Genomic DNA, 19,511 nt, shown 5'->3' on the forward strand with positions numbered 1-19,511 from the left:
GATAGAATAACAGAAATTAACTCTTGGGGAGCAATTTATGGAAACTACGATAAAGAGGCATTATCAAAACAACAAGAAACAGTATGAAGGTCAGCTAGCTGGGCTAAGGAAGACAGATAATTCACTTGTTCTATACCGCAGTCTGGCCGCCCTAAGTATGGTTGGCTTATTGATTTATGGCTATATGAAGGGTTTCCCAAACTTTTATTTTTATGTTCTACCCGTTCTTTTCGTGTTTGTGCTAATGGTACAAAAGCATAAAAAAGTAAGAAGGAAAATAATTCATATAGAAAACTTGCTTCAGATTAATCTTTGGGCCTTGGCCAGAATTTCCGGCCACTGGACAAAGTTTTCCTGGCGTGGGGAATCATTTCTAGATCCGGAACATCCCTTTGCCAGTGACCTCAATATCTTTGGTCAAGACTCACTCTTTCAATATATCAACGCCGCCAATCTGGTTACGGGAGAGCAGGCACTAGCAAAGCTGTTCCTTGGCCCAACCCGTGCGGAGGATATTAACGACCGCCAGATGGCGATTCAGGATTTATCCTCCCGCTTGTCCTGGCGCCAACACCTGCAAGCCACTGGTATGTCCACCCAGTACAGGCAAAATGACCTGGTTAATTTATGGGAATGGGCCAAACAAGGACCCCTTTTGGCAAATAAAACATACATTTATCTACTCTGGCTATTGCCCTTGACCACCTTGGTCTGTTTAATTTTAATGGCATATCGCATCGTTCCTACCTCTGTGCCTTTGGCCCTCTTAATTTTGCAAGTACTATTGGTAGTTGTGGGTCAGGTTTTTATAGCCAAATCCTTGCAAAATACGGAAAGAATCTCAGAAGAATTGGAACGTCTTGTGCTGCTTTTGAAGCATATTGAGGAAGCAACTTTTCAGGCCCCACTGCTGGTGACACTCCAGAAAAAATTGATGCAGAAGGATCAAAAGGCTTCCCAACAAATTAAGGCACTGGCTAAAATAGCTACTTTAATTAATTTAAGAAACTCGGTGGTCTATCATTTTATTAATGCCTTAATCTTCTGGGATCTCTATACAATACGTGCTATGGATCAATGGAAGTCTCGGTATGGTCTATTTTTGGAAGAGTGGTTTGAAATTATCGGTCAATTCGAAGCTTTGTCCAGCATAGCAGCTCTGGCCCATGACAATCCACATTGGGTCTTTCCCAAGGTCTCTGAGGCTGGGCCATCCTTTTCGGCCACCGACCTGGGACACCCATTAATAAATGAAGCATCCCGAATCTCTAACAATGTCTCTTTGCCTCAGCCCGGGACCATCCATATTATTACCGGTTCCAATATGTCCGGCAAAAGTACTCTGCTGCGCACAGTGGGTATTAACCTTGTGCTGGCCTATGCCGGAGCACCTGCCTGCGCCAAAAACATGCACTGTTCTCTCATGAACATTTACACCAGTATGCGAATTCAGGATAACCTGGAGCAAAGTATTTCTTCCTTTTATGCGGAACTGAAACGCATAAAATTAGTCATAGAAGCTGCCAACCAGGGCCACCCTCTGATTTTCCTGTTGGATGAAATATTCAGAGGTACCAACTCCCGGGATCGCATAGCCGGCGCCAGAACAATTATTAAAAATTTAGCCAAGCAATCGGTGATTGGTTTTGTTACCACCCATGACCTGGAGCTTAGTACCCTGGCATCAGAATATCCGCAACGCATTAAAAATTACCATTTTACGGACGCAATCATAAATAATGAAATGACCTTCGATTACCGCTTGAAGGAAGGGGTTTCCCAGACTACCAATGCTATCGCTCTAATGAAAATGATTGGTATTGATGTTTAATCTACACAAACAAGCAGTCATTGTGTCGACACGACAAATACTTCTAGCGAAAAGAAACCAAAATTTAAAACCCGGTCCTTATCTTTCAAGGCTTACCGGGTTTTGAGTTATTCATCAGGGTTTAAGACTGTTTCTTATCGATTCAACTGCAAAAGTCAGGTTGTATAACTAGACCCCCCCTTAAATTCAGGATGCTTTTTATCAAAAAGGCATTCATCATTGAAAAGTACCTTTTTTACCTGGAAACAACATATTGTCCTCTGCCATTGCCCTTTGCCTGATATAGGGCAGCATCCGCCACTTGAAACACTTTTTCATATGGTTTTGTTTCATTCACCAATACGATGCCAATGCTGACGGATATTGTTATGCCATCTATGGTTTTATGCACAAACTTACTCAATTGCTGACATTTTCTCTGCACAAATTCACCCGAAGGGATATCCTTCATATATATGCAGAATTCATCACCACCAAGACGTCCAATGATATCGGTGTTTCGGAAGATACGTTTCAAATCCCTTGCTAAATCTTGCAGTACCCGATCACCTGTATGATGGCCAAGACGGTCGTTTACATTTTTAAACAAATCCAAATCTACCAGCAAAAAAGCATCCATGGTACCATGGCACCGCTGAGCGATCCTTTCCACAATCAGCTCCTTACTGGTTGCAGCATTATACAGACCGGTTAAGCCATCCCTTTGGGCCTTGGAAATAAGAGCTTCTTTTTCTGCAGCTTCCTCACTGATGTCAATTAGTTTTCCAATGATATATTCTACTTTTCCATTGCTGTCACATACACTGGAGTTAATTACTTTAAACGTGCCCACCCCACCGTCAGCCAGAGGCAGTTTTATTTCGTAGGTTGTGTTATATCTTTCCGGTTTACATAGCAATTCCGCATTGGGGTTTTTAAACTGTAAATTCACCAAGCTATTTTTCAGCATGCCGCTGGATTCATCAATGGTTCCCTGCATTTCAAAAAGCTGGCTGCACTTCTCAGACAACACCAGCAAATCCTTCTTTATGTCATATTCATAAAGATACTCGTTGGAAATTTCAGCCAGAACCTCATACCGTTTATTCTGCACTTTTAGCTTGATATTTGAGTTGATATTGCAATAAATTCCATATGTCAGTAAAGCAATGACGACAAAAGCAATGACCGCTATTTCTGAGCCATAGGATTTAAAAAGCATTGCGGGGGTAATTTTTCTTTCAACATGGGAGGTAACATCCAGAACGATATTCTGCATTTGATTTTCACTGATTGCACCCAATGATTTATTTATAATAGCTTCTAATAATTTATCTTTGTTGATAAACCCCAGGCAGTATTCCCTTGGCTCCTTTTCCTGTGGAATAGTCACAATATGATTATAGCCATTCTGAAGTGTATAAAATACCACCGAATATGCATTACCATAACCATAATCTGCTTCTCCAGATTCTACGGCATCCAAACTCTCTTCCCGGGTGTTAAAGTAAATCGCATTTTCTTCTTTGATTCCTTTCGGAAGTTTACTGCCTTTTACAGCAGCATAGATTTTATCATTCAGTTTATTTGCATTGACTGAAGAATGTACATAGAGAATCGTTGAGGACTTTAGAAACGGTCGGGATAAAACCATGTCAGGAAAGGAATAACTGGAATAATTATAGGGAATCCCAACAAAAATATCCGCTTTTTCTTTTAAGACTTGATCCAACGAATCTACCATCTTATATTCAAAAACAAGCCCTGTCAGCTTAGAGATTTCATCCATTACATGACGGGAAATGCCCTGCATTTCTCCATTTTCATCAGCATATTGAAGGGGTGCTGCTCCATCTAGCGTTATTACCTTTAGTACCGGATTTTTTGAAATATATTCCTTTTCCTCCTGTGTCAAATTTAAGGGCCGGGCCTCTGCCGTGATTGCCAATACCATTACAAAAAACCAGCAAATACTTACCAGCAGGGTTTTTTTAACCATCCGTTTGTAAAAAATAATGTTTTTGTACCCATCAAGAATCATGTAGCATTCCCCCATCAGCTAAGCAACGGATATATGTACCCCACATGGATTATTTACTCAACCAACCCTCTATGCAAAAAACACAATTCAAAATTTTGCAGGCTAAGTTAACCCTTATTATACTATCTAATATATATCTCCTCCATACAAGTTTAAGGTTTTCAACTGCCATAATAACCCAACAACGGAAGACTTAAGGAAACTGAATGGGGTCAGGCCTGCAGCATGGCAATATTGTAAAAGTAAAACATAATCCTGCCATGCTGCGGGCCTGACCCCAGCTACTAATCTACTTTCATTTTTACAACACTCAAAACGCCGTCCCGTTCATTGGTCAGGACAATTTCACCCTGATGTAATTTAAGTATTCGCTGTACAATGGTTAGACCCAGGCCATATTTTCCTTCATGGCCTTTCTGAAAGGGCTTGAATATACCCTGTAAAATATGGGGCTCGATCTGGGAACCATCATTCCAAAGGGTGAGCATTACTTCGTGATTCCTATTAAACTTGAGATTGATCTCAATTCGTGACCTTGCATAACGCAGATGATTGTCGAAAAGGTTTTCAACCATGGCCCGCAAGGTTTCTGCATCACCCATTACGGTACCTTCCTGGAGGTCTAACTGCAGGGTTATGTCAGGCCTTTGCAGGCTTAGCCGCTGGACACTTTTTTCGATCAACTTATCAAATTGTACCTCTTCCTGCATCGGCTTTCTGTTTGACAAATAATCCAGACGTGTTAAATAAAGAAGTTGTTTAATTAATTTCTCCAATCTGGCCCCTTCTTCGTCGATCACCTCGATACTCCCGTTCGGATCACCCTTTGGGTAGATACCATCCTTCATCGCTTGGGCATAGCTGCGAATAACCATCACCGGTGTTTTCAATTCATGTGATATATTTTGCAGCATGGTTTGCTGCGTTTCATCTTGTTGAATGAGTTGCTGTCGCATGGTATCAATCGAGGCAGCCAACTGGCCAATTTCATCATTTCTCTTTATTGCCAAAGGCTCATGCCAATTCCGATTGGCAATGCGCTTAACATGCTGTTCCATCAGCGTAAGGGGTCGGGTGAGGTAGCGCACGATGAATAGCGACACAAACCAACTGGCCACCAGAGCAAGCCCCACATAGAGCATCAGATTAAATAAGAACTCCTTGACAAACCGATCCTCCTCCGGTTTTCTTAAAAACATAACCTGATACAGGGGGCGTTCATAAGCCATGTCTTTGATTATAACGTAGCGAATGGCAATCTGCCCATTGCGGCTTTCATAGAGTTCCTTAGACAATAGCTGGGATTCTGCATTTTGCTTTATTTCTTGTAAAAAGGACTGCTGAAAAGCTTGTTTAGCCTGCAGGGGTAAGGTTGTTCCATCCCCCAGCATGATAAAACTGCGGATATGAAAACCCCGGTCATTCAGTGGTTCCACTTGACTCCTGGGTGGTTCGCGGGGCGGCACCGGTTCCAGCATTTTATCATTAAAGAAACTGCGAATGAGATGAGGGGTGAAGATTAGTACCACCAGGTATAAGGATAAGCTAACCACGGAAATGGCCAGCCATATTTTAACCGTCAGCGATAGGTTTTTCATTTTGCCAGCACCCTGTAGCCATAGCCATAAACCGTTTCAATGCGTAACTCCGGCAGCTTTTTTCTGATGCGCCGTACCAAGTCATCCACCGAACGGTCGGTACCAACATAATCCTCTCCCCAAACCCAGTTAATAATTTGCTCCCGAGAAAGTGCCTGCCCCTTGTGCTTAGTAAAAAATAACGCTAAATCATATTCCTTTGAGGTTAACTCAATAACCCGGTCATCCCTGCTGATTTCACGCTTCGACTCATCCAACAGATAGGGTTCCAGATATAGGTTTGGTTTTTCTAACTCTGCAAACTTATTGTATACCCGTTCCAGAACCCTCCGGGCACGGATAACCAGTTCCCTGGGCAGGAAGGGTTTAGCCAAATAATCATCGCTGCCCATTTCTAGACCCATGATACGATCTATATCAGCATCCCGGGCTGAGATAAAAATTACCGGCATGCCTGGTGCTTCCTCTTTAATGCGTCGCAGCAGTTGGTAACCATCAATGTCCGGCAGCATAATATCAAGAATCCAGAGATGGGGACATTCATCAATAACGCCCAAGGCAGATTGCCCATTTGTAAATGACCGCACTTCCCAACCTTCCTTTTGCAAATAGGAGGTTAGGATCTGGTTTAAGTTTAATTCATCCTCAACTAAAAAAATTTGATACATCTCCCACACACCCTACCTGTAAATTGGCCTTCCGCCCCATATGAAAAAGCCCAGACCCCCAATCAGTAGGGAGTCTGGTTTTGCTTCCTTAATTTGATTCTGTTAATTTATTGGACAACTGCTGGTTTTTCTCCTTCAATTGTTCTAACATCTGAGGCAAAAATTCTTTAATTTTAGTTTCATCGTTGGCTGCTATTGCCTCATGGAACGAAGCCATTGGGTTATCTTTAGCGTCTTTTCTAAGATCAAGATTGCGTTTTTTCATTTCTTCTTTCGTTTGTTCCTTGGTCAATTTACCGCTTTTTACATCTTCCCGGATCGCTTGGAGTTGTTGCTTTGCTTCATCGGATAGTTGAGGTTGCCCTTTGAAGCCTTTTTTATCTCGGATCTTTTCTAGGCCAAGGGCCTGTAGTTGTTCCTGTGCTTGTTCTTTGGTTATTTTTCCATTTTTAACATCTTCACGGATGGCCTCTACTTTAGCTTTTACTTCCTCGGATAATTCCGGCCTTTGCTCATTGACAGGCCGCTTGTCCTTCATCTCTTCCCTTAACTGGTCCTGCTTAGCCAGGGCACTTTGCCATTCTGTCAAGCTGTCTGGTGTATATTTGGTTACCAGTTCAATAAGCTTCTCATTGAACTCCTGCTGTTTTTCTTGATTAAAGGGTTGGTGGTGGGCAAAGCCTTTATGGCCTGCCAACTCCGCCTTACCATTGACTGCATCAGCGGCAAAGGCAGCAGAGGGTACCAATACAGCAAAGGCCAAAAGAGTGGATACAGCTTTGGTTTGCCAATTTTTCATTTTGTTTATTCCTCCCTTGAATTTTTTCAGTGTGACCATGCTTATACGATAGGTCAAGAATGCAGCACAATTATCAAAGAACTGTGAAAAATTGTGTAAAAAACATTTCTTGTCAAAAACCAGCAGACTGCTTATGCCTGGTCTGACGTTTGGAGCATCCAGGTTAAATTAATTCATCACAATACCCTCTGCAGCCAATTTTAAAGAATGCTGGCTCAAATAAAGGCTATAGCTGGCTGTAACCTTTTGATTTTTTACGTTTAGATAGTTTAGCTCGCTCTCCAACAGAGCTAGCTTGGAAAGCTGCCCCATTTCGTAGCGTTTTTGGGCCCACTCATAGGATCTTTGGGCATTGGTGTAATTGGTTAATGCCACTTGATAGTCCTGTTGTTTGGAAGTTATATCTGTCAGCAGATTATTGACCACTTCGTTTAAATTATTTTTTTCGTCAACCAGTTCTAATTCCTTGGCCTTTATTTCTTGCCTTAAGACCAAATATTTGTAATAGTCAAAGTCATCTTCATCGTCCAAATCGTCCTCCATGTCCCTCAGATCCCTTTGCAGTCGGGAAAGGGTGCTATAGGCAGAGCTGACATCGGACAGTAACGTTGCGTACTCAGGTAGTTCAACCTTTTGCGAAGTCTCAAAGGGGACCAACTGCAGCTCAGCGTCATAATCCCTGCCCAGCAAATCGTTAAACTGACCCTTCTTCGTTTTGATACTATTCGTTTGATCCATGACCTTTGTCTTTAGGGTCGTAACACTGGCAGCCAATTCATCTACCTTATATTGACTGCTGCTGCCTAAAGTAAGTTTTTTTCTTTCCAGTCCGAGCTGATATTGTTTCAGTTCCTGCTCCTTATGTAAACTGTTTAAGGAGTCCTCCTGGTTTAAAAGGGAAGTATAGATTTCTTCCACAATGTAATCCATTTGTTTACGATAATTTTCTTCATCCTGCACAGCATCATGATAATTATTCTCTGCATTTTGAATATTACTGGAAGCTGATTTTATTCTTTCATAGTCTTCGCCATTATATTTGTCAATGGCCTCATAATATTGGTAATTGGCTTGCTGTTGCTGGTACTTTGTTCTGTCTGCATTAATTTCATACTTCTTTAGGCTGCGGCTGTTTTCTTTGACCAACCCCTTAGCTTGTTCCAAGGTAATAACCTCTGTCTGGCTAACCACTTCCGTGTCCGCAAAACAGAGGGAAGCACTGCCCAGCACAAAGAACATGGCCAATAGAAGGATTCGCATTTTGCCCATCGCTATCACCCCTTATTCATAACGTAATGCTTCCAGGGGACTAAGTTCCGCAGCCTTCCAGGCCGGGTAAAAACCAAAGAACACCCCTGTCACAACCGAAAAGGTTAATCCTAGGAGAACCCCACTGATTGAAGGAAGGGCCGCCAGCTCAAAGTATTGTAATATTGGTACCGTCATAAAGCCCACGCAGACACCAATCAGGCCCCCTACTAAGCTGATAATCACCGCCTCAATCAAAAACTGGCTTAATATCTCCTTTTTTTTGGCTCCAATGGCCTTCAAGGTGCCGATCTCCTTGGTTCTCTCCTTGACCGTGACGAACATGACATTCATAATGCCGATGCCGCTCACCACCAAAACCACCACGGCCACCGCCAATAACAGCAACGACATGGATCTGGCCGTCTCTTGGGCCGCAGCCAATCTGCTGCCGGCATCCATAATGCGGAATTGATCGGCCCCACCTGCCCGGTGATTTTCATTGAGACTATTGGTAATATCCTCAATGGCGGACTGAACGGTCTCTAGGCTGGTGGCCTGCACATTAATGGTGGGGTTCGCCCTGGTTCCTAATAAAAATCTTTCTCCCACCGTATAGGGCACAAAGGCGGCATCATCATAACTCTGGCCGGAGCCGGTATCGCCCACCCGATCGTAGATACCGATTACCTCAAACCGCCTGCCACTGATGCTGATACTTTGGCCAACAATTTCTGCTGAGTTACCATCCGTCAGGGTATTGGCAAGTTCCGCACCCACCACAGCAACCCGGTTCTTTTTCGTTTCGTCTTCTTCCTCGATGGCCCGACCTGTTTCTACCATTAGGTTGTTACTGGTCTGAAAATCTGGTTGAATTGCCATAAAGGTTCCAGAAGTAGAATAATTATTGAAGTTAATATCTCCATTGCCGCGCAATAATGGATAGGCCTGGGCAATGTTTTCGCTGGCTAAAAATAGTTCGGCATCTTGTTTGGTAAGGGGATCGGCCACCCTTCCCCTTTGGGCGGGCATAACGATAATCGTGCCGACATTCAGCTTGGAGTATTGCTCATTGACCTGGGCTTCACCACCGTTACCAATGGCTACCACCAGGAAAATGGTGGCGGTTCCCACGATCACACCCAGGGTTGTCAAAAAGGTCCGCACTTTGTTTTGGGTGATATTGGTAAAGACTAATTTAAGCAGTTGTTTTAATTTCAAAGCATCACCTGCTTCTTTGGCTAAAGTTTGTCTGGGTGGCAGTGGTTGTTTTGCCTGTGCTGGCCCGTTGGTAAACAACCGTTTCATTGCCCCGCAGGCCTTCTATGACCTCTACGCTGGTGCCATCCGTAAAGCCTGTCTTGATTTGTTTTTCCACCTGTTGCCCCTGTCCATCAAGTACCTTCACCACTTGTTTACCCTGCACCAGCTTCACAGCCTGGTAGGGAACAATTAAACAGTCCTTAACCTCTTTAATGACAAAGGATACCGAACAGGTCATCCCATCCTTAAGTTCTAGCCCGGGATCATGAAGGGTCACTTCCACCGCATAGTTAACCAAACCGTTGGACCCTTCACTGGGTAAGGCATTGACCTTGGTCACTTGACCAGTAAATTTTTTGTCTGGTACAGCTTCCACCGTTGCATAGACCCGTTGTCCCACTTTGATTTGGCCAATATCATACTCAATCACATTCGTAATGGCCTTGATGGTATTGTTTTCATGGATCGTGGCAAAGTCTTGTTCATCCGTAAGACTTTCCCCAACCTTGTTAGCAAAGTCCAAAACAACACCGGAAACCGGGGCATATAAGATCGTATCTTCTAAATTTTCTTTGGCCATTTTGACCTCTAATTCATTTTGGTCTAAGCCCCTGGCCCTTTGCAGCTCAAACTTTTGCTGCAGATTGCCATATTCTGACTCTTTGTTAGCCAGCTCTAATTTTTTTAGTTTTAACTCATTGGCTGCATAGGCATCCGCAATGGTTTCCATCTCTGTATATTCATCCCGTAATTTTTCCAATTCAGCCTCTGCTTTTTTGAGGGTCAGTTCATTGTCTAACTGATTCGTTATGTTTTGGTCCTGGGCCTCCTGCAGCTTGGCTAAGGCCAGTTGGTATTGGTCTTGATAATCCCTGTCATCTAATTTGGCGATCACATCTCCCTTTTTGACCTGATCACCTTCCTTGACTAGAATTTCAGCAATGGTCCCCCTGACATCAAAACGTAGGGTTACTTTCGAAAAATCAATGGTTCCATCCGAATCCAAACCAACCAGAATGTCACCCCTTTGCACCTGAGCCTGCTGGATTTGAACCTCTGTACTTGGCTGGCTGCCTTGTCTTTGCCACCAGTAGCCAGTGCCGCCGATCAAAACAAGGACCGTTAACAAAACAATCCAAAATGATTTTTTCGTTTTTAGTTTGGCTAAATTCTTCAACCTCTGTTCACTAATGATTTTCATATAACTTACCATCCCGTATATAAACTAACTTTTTGACCTGATCAGCCACTTCAACATCATGGGTAATAATGACAATGGTATTTCCTTGTTCATTAAGCTCCTTAAATATTTGCATGGCATCTTCACTGGATTTGCTGTCCAGGTTCCCGGTGGGTTCATCCGCCAATAACAACTTAGGGTTGCCCACAATGGCCCTGGCGATGGCCACCCTTTGCTGCTGACCGCCGGAGAGCTCATTGGGGCGATGACCCAGCCTTGCTTCTAAGCCTAACAGCGTTAGTTTTTCTCTGGCCAGGGCCAGAGCCTCTGCCTCAGGCTGCCCACGATAGAGCAAAGGGAGCATAACATTTTGCAGTGCCGTTAATCGAGGCAACAGGTTAAATTTTTGAAAGATAAAGCCTATTTTTTTGTTGCGAATCTCCGCCAATTCATTTTCTGTGGCTTTTAAAACATCGAACCCATCCAACGAGTATTGGCCGGAGGTGGGAACATCCAGACAACCCAGTATATTCATCAATGTAGATTTTCCCGAACCGGAAGGCCCCAGAACAGCCATGAAATCACCGGCAAGCACCTTGATACTGACATCATCCAGCACCTTAAGTTCCTCGGTGCCATTTTGATAAATCTTTACCAGGTTCGCAGCATCAATTACGCATTTTCCTTCCATTATATTACATCCCCGGCGGCGGGCCACCCATGCCACCCATGCCACCAGCACCACGTTGGAAGCCACTGTTCTGGTCGTTGCCCGTCCTTTCTCTTGTAGTTCTTGTAGCACTACCTCCCATCACCTGAACAAAGGAAATCTCACCATTGGTTTCCCAAATGCGTAATAGGGTATCCTTTTTAATCTGGGAAAGTCCTACCTCCGTTACCTCTTGGCTCCCCCGCTGCATACTTACAATGGGAACCCCAACCGGTATCAGCAAGGTCTCGGCTTCTTCACTGAAACTCATTCCCGGCCCTCCCTGATTAGCCCTTGCCCCGGAATTTGCTGGTTGGCTACCGGCTTGATTGGTTGGCCGCTGGTTTTGGCTTTGTGGCTGGTTTGCCGGTGCTCCTTGGGGTACCTCCCCATTTGGATCGATTTCCGCTTTAAAAATAGTTGCCTCATTACCGACAATCTCCTTCACTTTCCCCATAAAGGCCGGCCTATCCTCTGGCATGGTAACTTTCTGAGTTCCTGAAGTCTCCGACTGCACCGCTTTTTCATTCGTTGCTGTTCCACCGCCGCTGCAGCCAACCATGGCTACGGCAAGAAAGATGCCTAGAAAAATATGTACTCCTTTTTTAAAACACATAACCTCCACCCCATCTGCTTCTTTTGGTAAAACTTTACTTACTGAATGCAAGTGTACAAAATAATTATGGGCAAAGTATGGCCAAATTGTGGGAAATTGTGAAATCCGCTAAATAGGGGTCCGGTTTGACCCCTATTTAGCGGATTTTACGGTATAGCCTTTCCTTTGCATCAATCTCATGATAGCAGTGTGCTAATTCTGAGAGAGCAAGGGTCTCCTTATTGCCCAAGCCAAGAAATCCATGGGTACTCAGACTGTCATGAAATAATCGATATACTTTTTGTTGGAGGATTTTATCAAAATAAATCATCACGTTGCGGCAAATAATTACATCAAATTCATTAAAGGACCCATCCGTTACCAAATTATGTTGGGCAAACAACACCCTTTTGGAAAGGTATGGTTCAAAAATCGCATTCTCCCCGATAACCTTATAATAGTCGGAAAAGGCCCTAGCCCCCCCAGCCTTAATATAATTCTTGGTGTAAACCTGCATTTTGGAGATTGGGAAAATTCCTTGTTTAGCCCTATTTATTACCTCATCATTTATATCCGTAGCATAAATATTGGTTTTATCAAACAAACCCTCCTCATTTAAAAGAATAGCCATGGAATATACCTCTTCCCCGGTGGAGCATCCTGCATGCCAAATCCGAATCTGAGGTTTGTTGATTAACAATGGCAATATCTTTGTTCTAAACGCTAAGAAAAAAAGAGGGTCCCTAAACATTTCTGTCACACGGATACACAAATCATCTAATAACCTCTTCATCGATCCCGTGTCATGCAAAACCTTTTCTTGTAAACCAGATATGCTTTTTACATCTTCAGCCCAAATCCTATGCCATATTCTTCTACGAACAGAGGGATAAACATAATTCCTAAAGTCAAAGCCATAAAGCTGGAAAATTCCCTCCAGTAGAAGACTTATTTCAAGCTTCTCCAATTGACTATCATAATCTTTTTCTTTATCCTCTCTGCCCATCGTCTGCACCTAGCTTCTCGTTCCCTTCAAATGACTATAAATATGTAATAATATTTTTTCGATGGCAAACCATGGTTTCCTCTTACAAAATATTTTAATTTAGGTATTTTTTCACTATTTGTATCATAAAAAAATGCCCCCGGAGTAAACCCTAGGGCATCAAATATTTTTCTGATGTATATAATAGCCAGATTTTTTATATATCTTGTTTAACAAAGAGGCGATATCCTTTTGTTCTGGCCAGGGCAAGTCTAGTTCCTGAAAGATCAGCTTTACAAATGCAAAACCCCGTTGCACTTCTTCCTCTGTCAAGGCCTTCGATAACGCCTCTTCTGCCACTTCAAAATGGCCAAGTATAGATAGATCTAGATTATACCCTGCTTCATCAGCCAGGGAATAAAAACCATTTACACCATTAATAAGCTGCAAGCCATGGCTCAGCCCACCGGATTTTATGGGCAGGGATACTTCTGCCACCTGAACCTCTAATTGGTGGTTATTTAAGAGATAGCCCTTTAATTTCCCTATTTCAGCCTCGGTAAAAAGTTCATTTAATAATAATTGATCACACCAGGCCTCCTGATCTTGTTCATCGTAATTCTCAATTAGTTCCTCATAGGAACCCACAGGAATTTGCCTGCCTACTGCGAACCAGTCAAACTTCACCCGATCTTGTCCCCTATAATGATCAACCACTGACCAAGCTCTAAATAACCGCACCATCGTTTCTATCCCCCTACCTAGCCTTGTGCAAATACTGATTATACCAGCAGCGGACTGGCTACTCTTTTGTTTTGATCGTAACCTTGATACTTCTGCAACAATGATCATTTTGTACAATAATGCACTCTGGTTTATCAATCACCTTATATCCGCCATTGGATTCAATAACTAAATCTTCTACCTTTAGATCCCCTTGTTTGGGAATAAATAAGGGACGATTAAGCGGAATGATTACCGAATCTTTTATAATAGCCATTTATAAACCCCCATTCTAATTTTTAAACGATTGGATTTGGTAATGACCAATAGGTATAAAAATCTCCGGGAGAAAAAATTCCCCGGTCTGTGATTATTCCCGTAAGTAAATGGGGCGGTGTGATATCAAAGGCAGGATAAAAACCCTCTACCTTTTCACCACTGATCTTTGTCCCATTAAAAAATAAGATTTCCTTGGGATTCCGTTGTTCAATTGGTATGTCCTGGCCCCTTAGACATTTTTTATCCGGTCCCCCATAGCCCAAAATATAAAAGGGCAATTGATGGTATTGGGCGGCAATGGCCAATTGAAAGGTACCTACTTTGTTAGCCACCGCTCCATCCAAGGCTATTCGGTCAGCAGCAGTAAAAACCTTTGTTATCATACCCTGGCTCATACAATAGGCTGCCATATTATCGCTTATTAAGGTTACTGATACGCCCAGTTCGGAAGCCGACCAAGCCGTAAGCCGGGCACCCTGCAGATAAGGTCTGGTTTCGTTGGTGATTAGTTTTATTTTTTTGCCATGCTCCAGTGCCAGCCGCAGCATATATAAAAGGGCTGGGCCGGGAAAGCAGTGGGTCAGGAGGCAGTCTCCGTCTTGCAGCAAAGTCTCAGCCCATTGGCCCGTTAACCGAGAACGTACATCTGATTTTTTATTGATTGCGGTAAGGCGATTTAATATCTGTCCTGACCAGTTATCATCTTGCCAAATTACTTTATCTAACAATCTTTCCAAGAGAACCTTGATATGAAAACCAGTGGGACGGGTATTAACCAAGCGATCCTTGACCATTAATAAGTTTTTCCGGGCTTCTTCAATACCGATGCCCAGAGACTCCTGCCGACGCGCTGCCAAATAAAGTCCATAGCCAGCTGTAATGGCAATATCCCCTGCCCCTTGTACTACCATAGCTTCAATACTCTTGGCTACTTCTTCATAGTTATGACAAACCACCTCTAAAATTTGCTGAGGAAAATGACGGCGATCTAAAAGTACCAGACAATCATCCCTTAGATAAACATTGTGATCGATGTTCATTAACAAAGGTTCTGCCAAATAGCTTCCTCCCCTCTAAGCTATAGGATTAAAGGTTCAGATTATTATTATTAAGCCAAGCGATAATCTTACTGACGGGGGTACCTGGTTCGAATATTTCATCCACCGCGCCTAAGGCCTTTAGCTCCTGCCTATGCTGCTCAGGAATCATTCCTCCCCCAAAAACCAGGATGTGGCTTGCTTTTTGGGCAGCGAGCAATTCCTTCAGCCGAGGAAACAACTCCCGATGGGAACCATTGTGTACGCTCAACCCAACAAAATGCACCTTATCCTGCACAGCCGTTTGAACAATTTCTTCCAGTGTACCATATAAACCAGTATAAATAACTTCCATGCCACCTTGATCCCTTAAACCACGAGCCAATAAACGGATTTCTTTATTTTGATGATCTAAGCCAACCTTTGCCAGCAAAACCTTAATGGTCTTCTTTTCCATATTTAACACCCTTTATACTAAATAATATTCGATGATGGGTTCGTTAATTTAACTACCCATCATCGAATCTAGGTTTAAATGGCCTTATTTAACATACTTACTGGCTATTTGATCCGCTAATGTATAGGGATCTATTTCCTTTTTCAATACCTGCTCAACCATTTTTTCAATCTCGCCATCTTTTTCCAGATTGTTTAATACTGGCTGAAGGATTGCTCCCCAGAGGGCTTCATTAATCTCCGCTGCGGTCTTACGGCGCATACGTTCGACCAGCAGGTTATTATCAACCAGATATTGATAATGCTCCTCCACCTTTTCCCGAATAGCATCAACACTTTCGGCAAATTTGTGGGGTTCAAGGACACTTTCAACCAATAGTACCGGTATATTCCAACTATTATCTGCAGCAGCACCCTTAGACATGTGTACCATATTTAAGGTTTCCTTATATAATTTGCCGGCCCCATCACGGTCCGCCTTATTAATAACAAAGATATCTGCCACTTCCATTAAGCCAGCCTTGAGGGCTTGTATTTCGTCCCCCATACCAGGTACCAGTACAACGATTACAGTATGGGCATGATTGATAATTTCTACCTCTTGCTGTCCGACACCGCAAGTTTCAACAATTATTTTCTCCTTGCCCAGGGCATCCATGACATGGATACCTTCACCAACGGCCTTGGATAGGCCACCCATCGAACATCTGGTGGCTAGGCTCCGGACAAATACTTTTTTGTCCTCAGCATGTCTCAGCATGCGGATTCTATCACCCAAAAGGGCTCCCCCGGTAAAGGGGCTGGTGGGGTCAACTGCTAATACTCCCACACTTTTATCCTTTTGACGAAAGGCATAAATAAACTCATCCGTAAGGGTACTCTTGCCGGCACCGGGTGCCCCGGTGATTCCTATGACATGGGCATTACCGGTATTATTAAAGATTTCCTGCATGGCTATATGGGTATTGGGGATTTGGTCTTCCAGATTTCTGATGAGGCGGGAGGCAGCACGGATGTCTCCGGCTAAAACCTTTTTGCCCAGTTCTTTCATGTTACTCACGCCCTCGGAGTTATGTTTTTATTAATCCACTCAACCAATGAATCAAGAGTGGCTCCCGGAGTAAAAATAGCCTTAAGTCCTGCCTCATACAGGGCATCCATATCCTGCTCTGGTATAATCCCCCCACCAATAACCACGATATCCTCGGCGCCTTCATCCTTTAGGAGTTTGGCTACTTGGGGAAATAGGTACTTATGAGCACCTGATAAGCAGCTTAAACCAACAACGTCAACGTCTTCCTGTAGGGCAGCAGCAGCTATCTGCTCTGGGGTTTGGTGACAACCAGTATAGATTACCTCAAAACCGGCATCCCGGAAGCATCTAGCCAATACTTTAGCACCACGATCATGGCCATCCAACCCGGGTTTAGCGAGTAATATGCGAATTCTTCTCTCCGACATCACGTTACCTCCTTTAGGGATTTAAAAAGATTTAATTAATAAATGCCAGGGTCACGGTATTCACCGAATACTTCTCTATAAACATCGCAAATTTCTTGCACGGTGGCATAGCTCTTAACTGCTTCAATGCAATAAGGCATCACATTGTCGCCTCTTCTGCAGGCATTTTCCAAATCCTTCAAGGTCTCAGCCACTCTGCGGCCGTCACGCTTTCTCTTAACCGCAGCGAGACGCGCTAACTGTTCGTTTTCAACAGCATCGTCGATTTCCAGGAAGGGAATGTCAACCTGTTCATCGGCTTCTACATACTTGTTGACACCGATCATAACCTTTTCCTGGGCATCAATTTGCTGTTGGAACTTATAGGCCGCATCGGAGATTTCCAGTTGTGGGAAACCTTTATCGATGGCTGCAATCATGCCGCCCATTTCATCAATCTTATGGATGTATTCCCAAGCCTTTTCTTCCATTTCGTTGGTCAGTGCCTCTACGAAATAGGAACCGGCTAATGGATCAATGGTGTTAGCAGCACCGGTTTCTTCGGCAATAATCTGCTGGGTTCTTAAAGCAATTTGAACGGCATGGTCCGAAGGCAGGCACAAAACTTCATCCAGCGAGTTGGTGTGCAGGGACTGCGTTCCTCCCAGAACAGCAGCCAAAGCCTGTGTGGCGGTTCTGACAACGTTGTTGTAAGGCTGCTGAGCAGTTAGTGAACAGCCGGCTGTCTGGGTGTGGAATCTCATCCACCAGGAACGTGGGTCCTTAGAGTCATAACGGTCACGCATGGCCTTCGCCCAGATGCGGCGGGCAGCTCTTAGCTTAGCAATTTCCTCAAAGAAATCGATGTGTGAGTTAAAGAAAAAGGATAATCTGGGAGCAAACTCATCTACATGCAAGCCCTTACGCCGAATGGCGTCCTCCACATATTCCATCCCATCCCTTAAGGTGAAGGCCAATTCCTGAACGGCAGTGGCTCCGGCTTCTCGAATGTGATAGCCGCTGATACTGATGGTATTCCACTTGGGAACATATTTGGTGCCAAATTCAACGGTATCACTGATTAATTTTACCGATGGCTCGGGCGGGCACATAAAGGTTTTCTGGGCAATAAATTCTTTTAACATATCATTCTGAATGGTCCCGCCGATTTTGGTAAGGGGAATTCCCTGCTCCTGTGCCGATGCACAGTACATGGCCCATAATGCCGTGGCCGGCGGGTTAATGGTCATGGATGTTGTGATTTTATCCAGGGGGACGCCTTTAATCAGATCTCTAAAGTCATCAATGGTATCGATGGCTACACCACACTTGCCGCACTCACCCTTAGCTTTGGGGGAATCCGTGTCATAACCCATCAAGGTGGGAAAATCAAAGGCGGTGCTTAGGCCGGTTTGGCCAGTTTTTAAGAGGTAATGCCAGCGGTTATTCGTCTCTACGGCAGTACCCATACCTGCAAACATTCGGAAGGTCCAATATTTTCCACGATAACCAGTTGCTTGGTTCCCTCTTAAATAGGGGAATTGTCCGGGGTAAGCAATGTCTCTTTCAAAATCCATATCCTTGATGTCTTCAGGTCCATATATCCTTTTAATTTCCAGATCAGAAACAGTGGTCCATTTTTCCTTTTGGTCAGCGCGCTTAGCAATGGTTTTCTTGACTTCATCTTCCCACTTTTGCCTTAAACTACTTGCTTGATTCAATAATTCTTCAGTAAACAAAAGGTATTCCCTCCTAACGTATATTTTGTGATAAGGCTAATACTCTATGCCCGCCCTATCTTTAATCCCTGCATTGTAGTGATGTTTTATTTCCGTAACTTCACTTACTAAATCAGCTATATCCCTGAGTTTCTCTGAAGCATATCGACCTGTTAAAACCAGATCCAATTCAGTTGGTTTGTTTTTGGCCAGGTTTAAAACGTCTTCCTCGGGAATTAAATTAAAGTCAACTGCAACATTAATCTCATCTAAAATAACCATGTCATATTGACCACTGGCAATGATCTCTTTGACCTTTTCGAAACCCTGCCTAGCCAAATCAACATCCACCGGCGCAGGATTATCTCTCATAACAAAACTGTCCAGGCCAAATTGGTGAATCTTAAGATCCGGCAGATATTTTTCAGCGGCTAAAACTTCCCCATATTTTCTCCCCTTCATAAACTGAACCAAACACACCTGATAACCTTGCCCAACTGCCCGTAAAGCCTGCCCAAAGGCAGAGGTTGTTTTACCCTTTCCATTACCTGTGATTACCATTACCAGGCCTCGTTTGGCTATGCTGGCGGTGGATTTCATCTCCCCCAACTTTTCACCCCCTATTAATTGTCCATGTGTCTAAATAAGTAATAGTTTGTATCTAAAAATTCTGAATGTTTAATCTTTTAATAGCAACTTTCATGCCAGTATTAAATAATCTATTTCTGAGCAATAACTGTTTTATTCAGAACATAATTGCTCCTACCTAAGCAGCAGAGCAACACCTTTGGTTTGCAAGAGCTGTTGCATCGTTTTTCAGAATACTCCTAATCTTATGCAATCGCCTACATCTACTGTTGTTTTTTGACAATTTCTCGCAAAGAAAGGAATAGTCCCTCAGACTATTCCTTTCAATTTGGTTTTTTGTGGTTTTAACCTGTTGCTGTCTAACAACATTTGGC

General features: G+C 43.4%; 19 protein-coding genes. 1 reads left to right on the plus strand and 18 read right to left on the minus strand.

Translation table 11 applies throughout. The features are described 5' to 3' along the window. Positions 1-37: 37 nt before the first annotated feature. Complete coding sequence (locus AC1U9Z_RS07885; RefSeq protein WP_479956792.1) at positions 38-1,831, plus strand: MutS family DNA mismatch repair protein; 1,794 nt, start codon at positions 38-40, stop codon at positions 1,829-1,831. Positions 1,832-2,066: 235 nt separating this feature from the next. Here AC1U9Z_RS07885 and AC1U9Z_RS07890 read toward each other — a convergent pair whose 3' ends face one another. The 18 genes from AC1U9Z_RS07890 to cobO form a co-directional block, all read right to left on the minus strand. After that, the gene (locus tag AC1U9Z_RS07890; protein WP_479956794.1) at positions 2,067-3,851 is read right to left on the minus strand and encodes a transporter substrate-binding domain-containing diguanylate cyclase; all 1,785 of its coding nucleotides are present in this window, start codon (positions 3,849-3,851) and stop codon (positions 2,067-2,069) included. A 284-nt stretch (positions 3,852-4,135) separates the two neighbouring features. Further along, on the minus strand, positions 4,136-5,449 hold the full coding sequence (locus AC1U9Z_RS07895; RefSeq protein WP_479956797.1) for a sensor histidine kinase: 1,314 nt from the start codon (positions 5,447-5,449) through the stop codon (positions 4,136-4,138). Continuing rightward, on the minus strand, positions 5,446-6,117 hold the full coding sequence (locus tag AC1U9Z_RS07900; RefSeq protein ID WP_333530562.1) for a response regulator transcription factor: 672 nt from the start codon (positions 6,115-6,117) through the stop codon (positions 5,446-5,448). The genes AC1U9Z_RS07895 and AC1U9Z_RS07900 overlap by 4 nt, the downstream gene beginning before the upstream one ends. An 88-nt stretch (positions 6,118-6,205) precedes the next feature. Continuing rightward, positions 6,206-6,916, minus strand: a complete 711-nt coding sequence (locus AC1U9Z_RS07905) for a hypothetical protein (protein ID WP_479956799.1) — start codon at positions 6,914-6,916, stop codon at positions 6,206-6,208. 168 nt (positions 6,917-7,084) lie between these two features. Further along, complete coding sequence (locus AC1U9Z_RS07910) at positions 7,085-8,185, minus strand: TolC family protein (RefSeq protein ID WP_479956800.1); 1,101 nt, start codon at positions 8,183-8,185, stop codon at positions 7,085-7,087. Between the two features lie 12 nt (positions 8,186-8,197). Beyond that, positions 8,198-9,472 carry an ABC transporter permease gene (locus AC1U9Z_RS07915; RefSeq protein ID WP_333530558.1) on the minus strand — a complete coding sequence of 425 codons (1,275 nt, stop codon included), beginning with the start codon at positions 9,470-9,472 and terminating at the stop codon, positions 8,198-8,200. Next, positions 9,390-10,628, minus strand: a complete 1,239-nt coding sequence (locus AC1U9Z_RS07920) for an efflux RND transporter periplasmic adaptor subunit (RefSeq protein ID WP_479956803.1) — start codon at positions 10,626-10,628, stop codon at positions 9,390-9,392. Before AC1U9Z_RS07920 ends, AC1U9Z_RS07915 begins: the two co-directional genes overlap by 83 nt. Next, complete coding sequence (locus AC1U9Z_RS07925; RefSeq protein ID WP_479956804.1) at positions 10,615-11,298, minus strand: ABC transporter ATP-binding protein; 684 nt, start codon at positions 11,296-11,298, stop codon at positions 10,615-10,617. The genes AC1U9Z_RS07920 and AC1U9Z_RS07925 overlap by 14 nt, the downstream gene beginning before the upstream one ends. Before the next feature lie 4 nt (positions 11,299-11,302). Next, the gene (locus AC1U9Z_RS07930) at positions 11,303-11,932 is read right to left on the minus strand and encodes a hypothetical protein (RefSeq protein ID WP_479956806.1); all 630 of its coding nucleotides are present in this window, start codon (positions 11,930-11,932) and stop codon (positions 11,303-11,305) included. A 136-nt stretch (positions 11,933-12,068) separates the two neighbouring features. Continuing rightward, positions 12,069-12,917 carry a CheR family methyltransferase gene (locus AC1U9Z_RS07935; RefSeq protein ID WP_333530555.1) on the minus strand — a complete coding sequence of 283 codons (849 nt, stop codon included), beginning with the start codon at positions 12,915-12,917 and terminating at the stop codon, positions 12,069-12,071. Between the two features lie 159 nt (positions 12,918-13,076). After that, positions 13,077-13,640: a hypothetical protein gene (locus tag AC1U9Z_RS07940; RefSeq protein WP_479956808.1), complete on the minus strand. Its 564-nt coding sequence runs from the start codon at positions 13,638-13,640 to the stop codon at positions 13,077-13,079. Between the two features lie 58 nt (positions 13,641-13,698). Then, a complete protein-coding gene (locus AC1U9Z_RS07945) occupies positions 13,699-13,896 on the minus strand; it encodes a hypothetical protein (protein WP_333530553.1) in 198 nt (65 codons plus the stop codon). 22 nt (positions 13,897-13,918) lie between these two features. Next, on the minus strand, positions 13,919-14,956 hold the full coding sequence (locus AC1U9Z_RS07950) for a s-methyl-5-thioribose-1-phosphate isomerase (RefSeq protein WP_333530552.1): 1,038 nt from the start codon (positions 14,954-14,956) through the stop codon (positions 13,919-13,921). A gap of 28 nt (positions 14,957-14,984) precedes the next feature. Continuing rightward, positions 14,985-15,392: a cobalamin B12-binding domain-containing protein gene (locus AC1U9Z_RS07955; RefSeq protein ID WP_479956811.1), complete on the minus strand. Its 408-nt coding sequence runs from the start codon at positions 15,390-15,392 to the stop codon at positions 14,985-14,987. Positions 15,393-15,476: 84 nt separating this feature from the next. Continuing rightward, positions 15,477-16,442 (minus strand): methylmalonyl Co-A mutase-associated GTPase MeaB, encoded by a 966-nt coding sequence (meaB, locus tag AC1U9Z_RS07960; protein ID WP_333530550.1) that lies wholly within the window; start codon positions 16,440-16,442, stop codon positions 15,477-15,479. A gap of 5 nt (positions 16,443-16,447) precedes the next feature. Beyond that, positions 16,448-16,852 (minus strand): cobalamin B12-binding domain-containing protein, encoded by a 405-nt coding sequence (locus AC1U9Z_RS07965; RefSeq protein WP_333530549.1) that lies wholly within the window; start codon positions 16,850-16,852, stop codon positions 16,448-16,450. Between the two features lie 35 nt (positions 16,853-16,887). Then, positions 16,888-18,570 (minus strand): methylmalonyl-CoA mutase family protein, encoded by a 1,683-nt coding sequence (locus tag AC1U9Z_RS07970; protein ID WP_333530548.1) that lies wholly within the window; start codon positions 18,568-18,570, stop codon positions 16,888-16,890. A 36-nt stretch (positions 18,571-18,606) separates the two neighbouring features. Then, positions 18,607-19,158: a cob(I)yrinic acid a,c-diamide adenosyltransferase gene (gene cobO / locus AC1U9Z_RS07975; RefSeq protein WP_333530547.1), complete on the minus strand. Its 552-nt coding sequence runs from the start codon at positions 19,156-19,158 to the stop codon at positions 18,607-18,609. Positions 19,159-19,511 lie beyond the last annotated feature (353 nt).

Source organism: Desulfotomaculum sp. (genome assembly GCF_982386235.1).